The 260-nt window shown below is 53.5% G+C and carries 1 protein-coding gene; it reads right to left on the bottom strand.

The annotated features are described in order from the left end of the window. Positions 1-260: zinc metallopeptidase (locus SB660_RS21715; protein WP_410584493.1), on the bottom strand; the 260-nt coding region annotated here is incomplete at both ends.

The following is a 260-nucleotide window of genomic DNA, read 5'->3' as shown; positions in this document are numbered from 1 at the left end:
CGTCAGCGCGGCGGCGTTCAGCACTTTATTCACGCCGTGTTCTTCACTGTTGCGAATGAATCCTTCCGACACGATAATCCGCTTCGCCCTCGCGCTGGCATTAAACTCGACAGGCAGTGTGACAAGCTGGAAAAAAACAGCGGCCGAAAACAAAATAATGCCGAGTCCGATTAAGTTCAAGCTGCCCAGGAGCATCCCGCCCAAGAAAAGCAGAGGGGCGACCCCGGAGGCAAAATTGACGACCGGAAAAATTTTGTGCC

The organism is Bacillus sp. SIMBA_005, from assembly GCF_046535585.1.
Taxonomy (GTDB): Bacteria; Bacillota; Bacilli; order Bacillales; family Bacillaceae; genus Bacillus; species Bacillus pumilus.
Note: the sequence above shows the minus strand (reverse complement) of the source record. Positions and strands in the feature narration are given on the sequence as shown.